We start from the raw sequence: 8,475 nt of genomic DNA, 5'->3' as shown, positions 1-8,475 counted from the left end.
TAAAGGTATTTCTAGTTCACCTCTGTCTTGTTTATTTAAAGGTATTAATTTTATAGAAGTAAAGTAAAGAAGGTATTGCCAAAAGCGGGGCTGAACGGCTTCGATTGGGCATTTGTGCAAGGTTCAACTTTCGTTCTTCGATTAAACTTCTGTGCTAAAAATCCCCGCCTTCGGCAATACCCGAACCGTTATAGCCAATGGTAGGACGACACTCCGAACATTGAACAGATGAGCAAAACTTAAACAGAGAGCAAACCATTTTTACAACGAGTAAGCTAACACTCATTTCCGACCCTTCTGTATTTTTTATTTTTTCCACCGCACTTTTTTTAATTCAATTTTATTGCCACCACACAAGTGGCACATTTGGTATTGTCCCGACACACAAGCCAACGCTTCACAAAACCCAAAGAGCCACTTTTTTGCCTACACTCTGAATGTGTAATCAATAAATCAAAACTTTCTTTGAATTTTATTTGCCCAAGCAAAAATTAGTTTTTACTTTTGTGAGTGAATACTAACTAATATAAAAAACAAATTAGACAAGTATGCAAGAATTTACAGATAGGCAAATTGAGATAATGGAAGCGGCTACCAACCGTATTTCAAAATATGGTATTCAGAATTTGACAATTAAAACTTTAGCTGAAGACATTGGCTTATCAGAACCTGCATTGTACCGACATTTTAAAAGTAAAAATGAAATATTATTGAGTTTATTAGAATATTTCAAAACGGAAATGAAAAACCGTATTCAGTCTATTTCTTTTAAACCCACTGACACGACTGCTGATGAATTAAGATCGATTTTTAATTCTCAGCTACAAACTTTTACAAACAAACCTGCGATTGTGAGTGTCATTTTTGCAGAAAGCATTTTCCATTTTGATGAAAGTTTGAGTAATAAAGTAGCTGAAATTATGGATATGATGCAGGAATATGTGAAAGCAAACATAACAAAAGGTCAAGAAAAAGGGCAATACAATAAATTGATTGGAGCTTCTACCCTAACAACCATAATTATTGGCGGAATGAGGATGACCGTACTGAAATGGAAATTATCGGGACATAAATCAAATCTTGTTAAGGACGGGAAAACTGTTTTAGACGGAATATTAAAAATGATTGAAAAATAGATATATGGACACACAACAAAAATTTTCCCTATTTCACAGGCTATTACATTGGATAATGGCAATTGCAATGCCTATTTTATTCATTACAGGTTTTTTGAGAATGTATTGGATGAATAAAAATAACATTGTAGCTGTTATTGAAAGTAAAACATCAGCAATTCCAAAAGAACAAATGACAGACATTGCAAAGACAATTAGAGAACCTATGTGGCAATGGCACGAACTTTTTGCTCACATAATGATTTTTGCATTTTTAGCACGGATTATTTATATGCTTGTAAAAGGTATTCGCTTTCCTAATCCTTTCAAAAGCAATCAGCCTCTAAAAGAACGATTACAGGGTTTTACTTATGTATATTTTTACCTTTTTGTTTTTATCTCTGCATTCACAGGTGTTTGTATTGAAAAAGAGTTGTTCTCTACTTACCAAGAGCAAATTGAAGCCGTTCATAAATGGGGAATTTACTGGTTTCCAATTTTTATTCTTTTGCATTTGGTAGGTATTATTATCGCAGAATTTTCAAATAAAAAAGGAATTACTTCTAAAATGATTGGTGGAGATTAAAACAAAGTAAGTATAAAAAAGAAAAAAAAAATTTATCTCATTATGTTAGTGAATACTCGCAAACTAATATTTAGCTTGATAGTTTTATCAGGTTGGAATGTAGCCCAAGCTCAAGAGGCTTGGACATTAAAACAGTGTATTGATACAGCACAAGTCCATAATAAGACTTTGCAAATCAATCGTAACAATATATCCATCAGTGAACAACGAAAAAAAGAAGCACAAGCTAACCTCATTCCAAAAGTTACTGCCAATGCCGATTATAAGTATTTTATGGAATTACCTACACAGCTAATGCCGATGAACGCACTCAATCCACAAGCACCCGAAGGACAATTCAGGGATTTGCAATTTGGTGTTCCGCACAACATCAACGCCAATGTGCAATTGGCAATGCCTTTGTATAATCCACAAATTTATGGAGCAATACAAAGTACACAAATAGCTAAAGAACTTATAGAATTGCAATTTCAAAAGTCGGAAGAACAGGTTTTGTTTGACATTACTACGCTGTATTACAATGCTCAAATCATCGTACATCAATTGGCTTTTTTAGACAGTAATATTGCGAATACCGAAAAGCTACTCAAGAATATGCAACTCTTGAAAGACCAACTTTTGGCAAAAGGCAGCGATGTGAGTAAAGTAAAACTTCAAGCCGAACAGCTCAACACACAAAGGCAAAATGTAAACAACAAACTTATTCAGGTTTTGAATGCCCTGAAATTGAATATGGGAATTTCATTGGAGCAGAATATTACTGTTGTTTCTGAGATCCAACAAGAAGTTTCCTTAGAAAGTAATACAAGAAATGTATTGGAGTTGAAAATTATCCAAAAACAAAATCAACTGCTTCATAGTGATTTAAAAACATTGAACCAATCAAGATTTTTGCCTTCGCTCAACTTAGTTGCTTCCTACGGAACAACTGGTTTTGGTTATGACAAAAAGCCTAACAATTTTCTGAAATTCTATCCGATTGGTTTTGCAGGAATACAACTAAGCTACCCTCTTTTTAATGGAACGGTTACACAGCGAAAAATCAATCAAAAGAAATTGGAGATTACCAACAATGAGTTGCAATCAAAATTGATTACGGAAAAGAATGATATGGAAGTTGAAAATGCTATCCGACAAAAAACAATTGCACAATCCACCATCACGAATACCGAAAGTCAAATTGCTTTAGCCAAAACGATTTATGATCAAACTGTTTTGCAACAAAAACAGGGAACAGCGAGCCTTACCGATGTTTTGTTAGCAGACAATGCACTCCGTGAAGCACAACAAAATTACCTGAATGCAGTCATTGATTTTCTGAAAGCAGATTTGGAACTTAAAAAGCTAACGGGGTCAATTACTTCAATTAAAAATTAAAAATTACGAATTTAAAATAGATAAAATGAAAAAGATAATTTGGATAATAGCTGGAGTTGCTGTAGTTGGTTTGATGATGTTCAAACTTTTAAGTAACAAAAAAACTACTGAAAACAGAGTATATCAATACGATAAAGAAAAGCCAATTTCGGTAAGTGTTGATACAATCCGACTACAAAATATTGTAGATGCAGACAACTATACAGGAACTTTTGAGCCGAATAAGGAAACAAAAATAAGCGCAGACATCCAAGGAAAAATCAATGCAGTATTGGTAGATGTTGGAAGCTATGTTTCTAAAGGGCAAACTCTTATTCAGTTGGATAATTCGCTATTGAAACTGCAACTACAAACGGTTGAAGTGCAAATTGAGGGATTGGAAGATGATGTAAAACGATACACCATTTTAACGGAAGCCGATGCCGTTCAAGGTGTACAGTTGGAAAAAGCAAGATTAGGGTTGAAATCGGCAAAAATTCAGAGAGCAACTTTGTTAGAGCAAATCAGCAAAACTTCTATTAAAGCACCTTTTAACGGTATTGTAACTGCCAAACTTAATGAAGAAGGCGGTTTTGCAGCACCGGGAGTTCCGTTGTTGCAAATAACAGACATAAGCACTTTACGCTTTACAGTCAATGTTCCCGAAAATGATTTGGTAAAATTCCAAAACAACCAAACTTACAAAATCAATGCAGATGTTTATCCCGACATTTCACTTTCGGGCAAAGTATCAATGATAGGAAGCAAAGCCAATATGGGCAACAGTTTTCCAATTCAATTTCAAGTTGCAAACACCAAAAATCTAAGTATCAAATCAGGAATGTTTGGCAAAGTTAATCTTTCTGAAAGCGAACAAGAGCAAGATATTCTTATTCCAACATCTGCCATTATGGAAGAAAATGGAATTGCAAAAGTATATGTCATAAAAAACGGAAAAGCCGTATTGCAATCTATTACAACTACTAAAACTATTGGGAACAAAACGCTTGTTTCAAGTGGCTTAAATCAAGGAGATATAATTATTACAAATGGATTTATCAAACTGTTTGATAATGCGAACATCATTACTAAATAAAATCAGCGAATTATGAATATTACAGAAATATCAATCAAAAGACCATCGCTGATAATCGTACTTTTTAGCGTATTTGCCCTATTGGGAATTATCGGGTTTAAGAATTTGAGCTATGAATTAATGCCCGATTTTAATCAACCCGTTGTGGTAATTAAAACAGTTTATCCCGGAGCAGAACCCAATGAAGTAGAAACTTCGGTTTCCCGAAAAATTGAAGATGCTCTTTCCAATTTGGAAGGTGTAGATTATTTGGTAACGAAATCTTTGCCCAATGCTTCTATCATTATTGCCAATCTGAAATACGGAACAGACTTGGACAAAACAATGCAAGATGCACAACGCTATATTGACAATATCAAAAAGGATTTACCAAAAGATATTCAAAACCCTGTAATGAGTAAGGTTTCGCCAAACGATTTACCGATAATGTCTGTAAGTGCTACAAGTAATTTAAACCCGACTGAATTTTATCAAAAAATGAAGGATGATTATCTTCCTCAAATTCAGAAACTAAAAGGAGTTGCAGAGATAACGATTTTAGGTGGAGAAGAAAGAGAAATACAAGTTAAAGTAGATAAAGAAAAACTAAAACTCTATAAAATTTCTTTGTACCAAGTAGTGGAAGCTATTAATCGTTCGGGGATAGATTTACCTGCTGGAAAACTACAAACAGAAACTGAAAATAATTCAGTGAGATTGGTAGGCAAATTCAATACTATCAATGACATTCAGAATGTTCAGGTCGCAATGCCTTTTCCAAACAGTCCTGTGTATGTTAAAGATGTTGCTGAGGTTGTAGATGGCATTAAAGAAATTACCTCGTACAGTAGATACAATAGTAAGAATGGCATAGGTTTAATGATAAAGAAACAAGGTGATGCCAATGCCGTTGATGTTTCCAAACTAATCAGAGAAAAATTTCAAACTATAGAAAAACAAAATGCCAATGCAGCTATAAAATTTGTGGTTACGGATGACAGTACCGATAACACCATTGCAGCCGTTAATTCGGTGGTATTTGACTTGATTTTAGCCGTAATTTTAGTGTCGTTGGTAATGTTGCTGTACTTGCGAAGTTTCAGAAACGCACTGATAGTGTTGGTTGCCATTCCTACTTCCTTAATTACCGCTTTTGCCGTGATGTGGCTGTTGGGCTATACGCTTAACCTGATGACATTGCTTGCAATGTCTTTAATCATCGGTATTTTGGTGGACGATGCTACCGTAGTTTTAGAAAATATCCAACGCCATTTGGATATGGGCAAAGAAAAAAGAACAGCAGCAATGGATGGGCGAATGGAAATTGGTTTTTCTGCACTGTCTATTACCTTGGTTGATGTGGTTGTGTTTCTGCCGATTTTATTTTTACAAGTTTTTGTTGCCGATATGCTCAAACAGTTTTCGGTAGTAGTTATCACTTCTACGCTTACAAGTTTATTGGTAGGTTTTACTTTAACACCTTGGCTAGCTTCACGCATCGGGAAAAAAGAAGATTTGCAACCGACTAATTTCTTCAATCGTTTTTTACTTTGGTTTGAACATCAGTTAGACAAATTTATTAGTTGGTATGGCAAAACGCTAAATTGGGTTTTAAATCATAAACTAATATTTACTGCATTTGTACTGCTTCTTTTTGTGGGAACAGCAGTAATGATGAAGCAGGGAATTATTGGGAAAGAACTCATCTCAACAGGCGACCAAGGGAAATTCCGTTTGGCGTTGGAATTTGACAAAAGCACTTCTATTCAGCAAAATAATTTGGTTTCCGAAAAAATAGAAAACTATATTTTGAAGCAACCCGAAGTTTCGACTGTTTTCAGTAATGTGGGTGGACCAAGTACAGGCATTGGAAGTTTGGGAGTGGGTTCTGCAAATAAATCGGAATTTACTGTTCAATTACGAATTAAAAATGACGAATTACGAAACGCTGGAATTAAAAAGATTCCGACAGAACAGTTTATGCGGAAGTTAAGAGATGATTTACAAAAAGAGTATTCAGGTATTAACTTTTCAATGATAGCGTTGGGTTTAATTCCTCGTTCTGCACCAATAGAAATTACCTTGAGCGGAAGCGACCTAAACCAAGTAATGCAGACAGGCAATGATTTAAAATCAGTCATTGAAAAAATTCCCGGAGCAGATAATGTTCGCTTATCGGTTGAGGCTGGAAGCCCGGAGTTTAAAGTCATTCCCGACAAAGATAAAATGCAACGCTTAGGATTAAACACCGCTTATGTAGGAATGAATTTGCGTACCGCTTTTTCAGGAAATGATGACGCTTCGTTAACCGAAAAAGGAACGGAATATCCTGTACGAATTTGGCTGGATAAATTCAGTAGGAAAAATGAAGATGATGTAAAACAATTGAACATTGTTAATCCAATGGGTGTACCTATTGAAATAGCACAGTTTGCAACTATTGAAAGAGATAATTCGCCTTCGCTTTTAGAACGAAAAGATCGACAACCTGCTGTTACATTAACTTCTGATGCACTTGGCAGACCTTCGGGAACTGTGGCTGACGATGTCGTGGCATATCTCAAGAACAATCCTTTGCCTGATGGAATTTCAATGACTTGGGGAAGCGATATTAAACGGCAAAACGACAGTTTCGGGGCTTTGGGTTCGGTATTGCTGATTTCGTTCTTACTGATTTATTTGATTATGGTAGCCTTGTACGACAGTTACATTTATCCTTTTGTTGCCTTATTTGCCATACCTGTTGCCGCTATCGGAGCATTTTTAGCCTTGAATTTATCGTTAAGCAATTTGAGCTTATTTGCTTTGCTCGGCTTGATTATGTTAATGGGATTGGTAACAAAAAATTCTATCTTGATTGTGGACTTTACCAACCAATTGAAAGCGGAGGGAAAACATTACAAAGAGGCATTGATTACCGCAGGAAAAGAACGTATGCGACCAATCTTAATGACCACCTTATCAATGGCAATAGGAATGTTGCCAATAGCATTAGCCAGCGGAACAGCAGCTGAATGGAAAAACGGTTTGGCTTGGGTCATTATCGGTGGTTTACTTTCTTCATTAGCTTTAACCGTGTATTTAGTGCCAATGGTGTATTATGGTGTGGATAGAGTGAAAGAAAAATTTAGTAATAAAAAATCAATTTAAAATGAAACAAATACATATCCTGTTTTCAGCATTTTCATTCTTATTTCTTTCTTCCTTTTCAAGTATAAAAGAAGAATACAGCTTAACTATTGAAGTAGAAAACTTACGAAACTCAAAAGGTGTTTTACAAGTAGCATTATATAACAAAGAAGGCTCAATTCCCGATGAAATTTTCAAAAAATATTACCGATTAGAGAAAGCAAAAATAGTAAACGGCAAATCAGAAATTACTTTTGAAAACCTGCCAAAAGGAAAATATGCTGTAAACATTTTACACGATGAAAATAACAACAGCAAGATTGACAAAGGTTTAATTTTACCCAAAGAAGGAATTGGCTTTTCAAACTATTCATCTATAGGATTAACCAATCGTCCAAATTTTAAAAAAGCAAGTTTTGATTTGTTTCAAGACAAAGAAATTAAAGTGAAAGTGATTTATATGTGAGCCAAGCACGGATGAAAGCACATTTGCAAGCTGCACAAGTCCAAGCTCAGACCAAAGCTTGCAAAAGAGCTTTCACCTTTCCCACGCTGACAAAATTGAATAAAAAAAATTTCCTTCCCTTCTGAAAATAAAAAATACGCAACCACACAAGCCGACACGACAAAGGCGGAAAAGAGTAGTATTGACAATGGTTTGCAGGGGCATCGGACAAGAACCACTGGCTATAACATCGGTTTTGCAAGAGAACGGGTGAAGTGCTTCGTATCAACAATTTTGCTAAATTTGAACTTTGGTGCTTCGATTGAGTGTTAGTGCAAGTAATCCGTTCCCTCGCAAAGCCGAAAACCGTTATGTGCAATTTGAGATTCGGCTTCTAATAAAAGCAGTCTCTAATGAAAGGAAAAAAGGTGGCTTTTGAAATAAGAAAATAGATCTATTTTCTTATTTCAAAAGCCACCTTTTAGAGTGATTTATTTAGACTGTATTTTAAAAAACTACACCTATCATTTCGGTCTGATAGGAGCAATATTTTAAAATCATTTATTAAGAATCCTCATGCCTCAAACTGTGCTTGTTTTTATTATCTTAGCAGAGAATAAAACAACACATAACAAACGATATATACAATTGCCTGCCGCAGGCGCAACACAGGCAACTGTACATATCGTCAACCGTTGGGAAAAATCGCCCTTTGGGACGATTTTTCCCAACGTACGGCTCGGCTGCGCCGACAGTTGCGAAACCATCG

Annotated in this window: 7 protein-coding genes; all 7 read left to right on the top strand. The window is 35.4% G+C overall.

All coding sequences use genetic code 11. From position 1 onward, the window contains the following. The first annotated feature begins 581 nt into the window (after window positions 1–581). Window positions 582–1,136, top strand: coding sequence for a TetR/AcrR family transcriptional regulator (locus ACN0WB_RS11525; protein WP_417431935.1), 555 nt, complete (start codon window positions 582–584; stop codon window positions 1,134–1,136). Window positions 1,137–1,140: 4 nt separating this feature from the next. Beyond that, the gene (locus ACN0WB_RS11520) at window positions 1,141–1,701 is read left to right on the top strand and encodes a cytochrome b/b6 domain-containing protein (RefSeq protein WP_417431933.1); all 561 of its coding nucleotides are present in this window, start codon (window positions 1,141–1,143) and stop codon (window positions 1,699–1,701) included. Window positions 1,702–1,743: 42 nt separating this feature from the next. Further along, window positions 1,744–3,078, top strand: coding sequence for a TolC family protein (locus ACN0WB_RS11515; protein WP_417431931.1), 1,335 nt, complete (start codon window positions 1,744–1,746; stop codon window positions 3,076–3,078). A 25-nt stretch (window positions 3,079–3,103) separates the two neighbouring features. After that, window positions 3,104–4,153 carry an efflux RND transporter periplasmic adaptor subunit gene (locus ACN0WB_RS11510; protein ID WP_417431929.1) on the top strand — a complete coding sequence of 350 codons (1,050 nt, stop codon included), beginning with the start codon at window positions 3,104–3,106 and terminating at the stop codon, window positions 4,151–4,153. A gap of 12 nt (window positions 4,154–4,165) precedes the next feature. Further along, window positions 4,166–7,282 (top strand): efflux RND transporter permease subunit, encoded by a 3,117-nt coding sequence (locus ACN0WB_RS11505; protein ID WP_417431927.1) that lies wholly within the window; start codon window positions 4,166–4,168, stop codon window positions 7,280–7,282. Between the two features lies 1 nt (window position 7,283). After that, window positions 7,284–7,727, top strand: coding sequence for a DUF2141 domain-containing protein (locus ACN0WB_RS11500; RefSeq protein ID WP_187477866.1), 444 nt, complete (start codon window positions 7,284–7,286; stop codon window positions 7,725–7,727). A 555-nt stretch (window positions 7,728–8,282) separates the two neighbouring features. Then, window positions 8,283–8,475 (top strand): hypothetical protein (locus tag ACN0WB_RS11495; protein ID WP_417431925.1); only part of this gene is annotated, 193 nt, incomplete at its 3' end.

Source organism: Halpernia sp. (assembly GCF_048269545.1).
In the GTDB taxonomy this organism is placed as follows: Bacteria; Bacteroidota; Bacteroidia; order Flavobacteriales; family Weeksellaceae; genus Halpernia.
Note: the sequence above shows the minus strand (reverse complement) of the source record. Positions and strands in the feature narration are given on the sequence as shown.

What these genes read in the sequence shown, in the direction of transcription:
- ACN0WB_RS11510 (WP_417431929.1), top strand. Translation starts at nt 3,104, where the DNA reads ATGAAAAAGATAATTTGGATAATAGCTGGAGTTGCTGTAGTTGGTTTG.
- ACN0WB_RS11520 (WP_417431933.1), top strand. Translation starts at nt 1,141, where the DNA reads ATGGACACACAACAAAAATTTTCCCTATTTCACAGGCTATTACATTGG.
- ACN0WB_RS11515 (WP_417431931.1), top strand. Translation starts at nt 1,744, where the DNA reads ATGTTAGTGAATACTCGCAAACTAATATTTAGCTTGATAGTTTTATCA.
- ACN0WB_RS11525 (WP_417431935.1), top strand. Translation starts at nt 582, where the DNA reads ATGGAAGCGGCTACCAACCGTATTTCAAAATATGGTATTCAGAATTTG.
- ACN0WB_RS11505 (WP_417431927.1), top strand. Translation starts at nt 4,166, where the DNA reads ATGAATATTACAGAAATATCAATCAAAAGACCATCGCTGATAATCGTA.
- ACN0WB_RS11500 (WP_187477866.1), top strand. Translation starts at nt 7,284, where the DNA reads ATGAAACAAATACATATCCTGTTTTCAGCATTTTCATTCTTATTTCTT.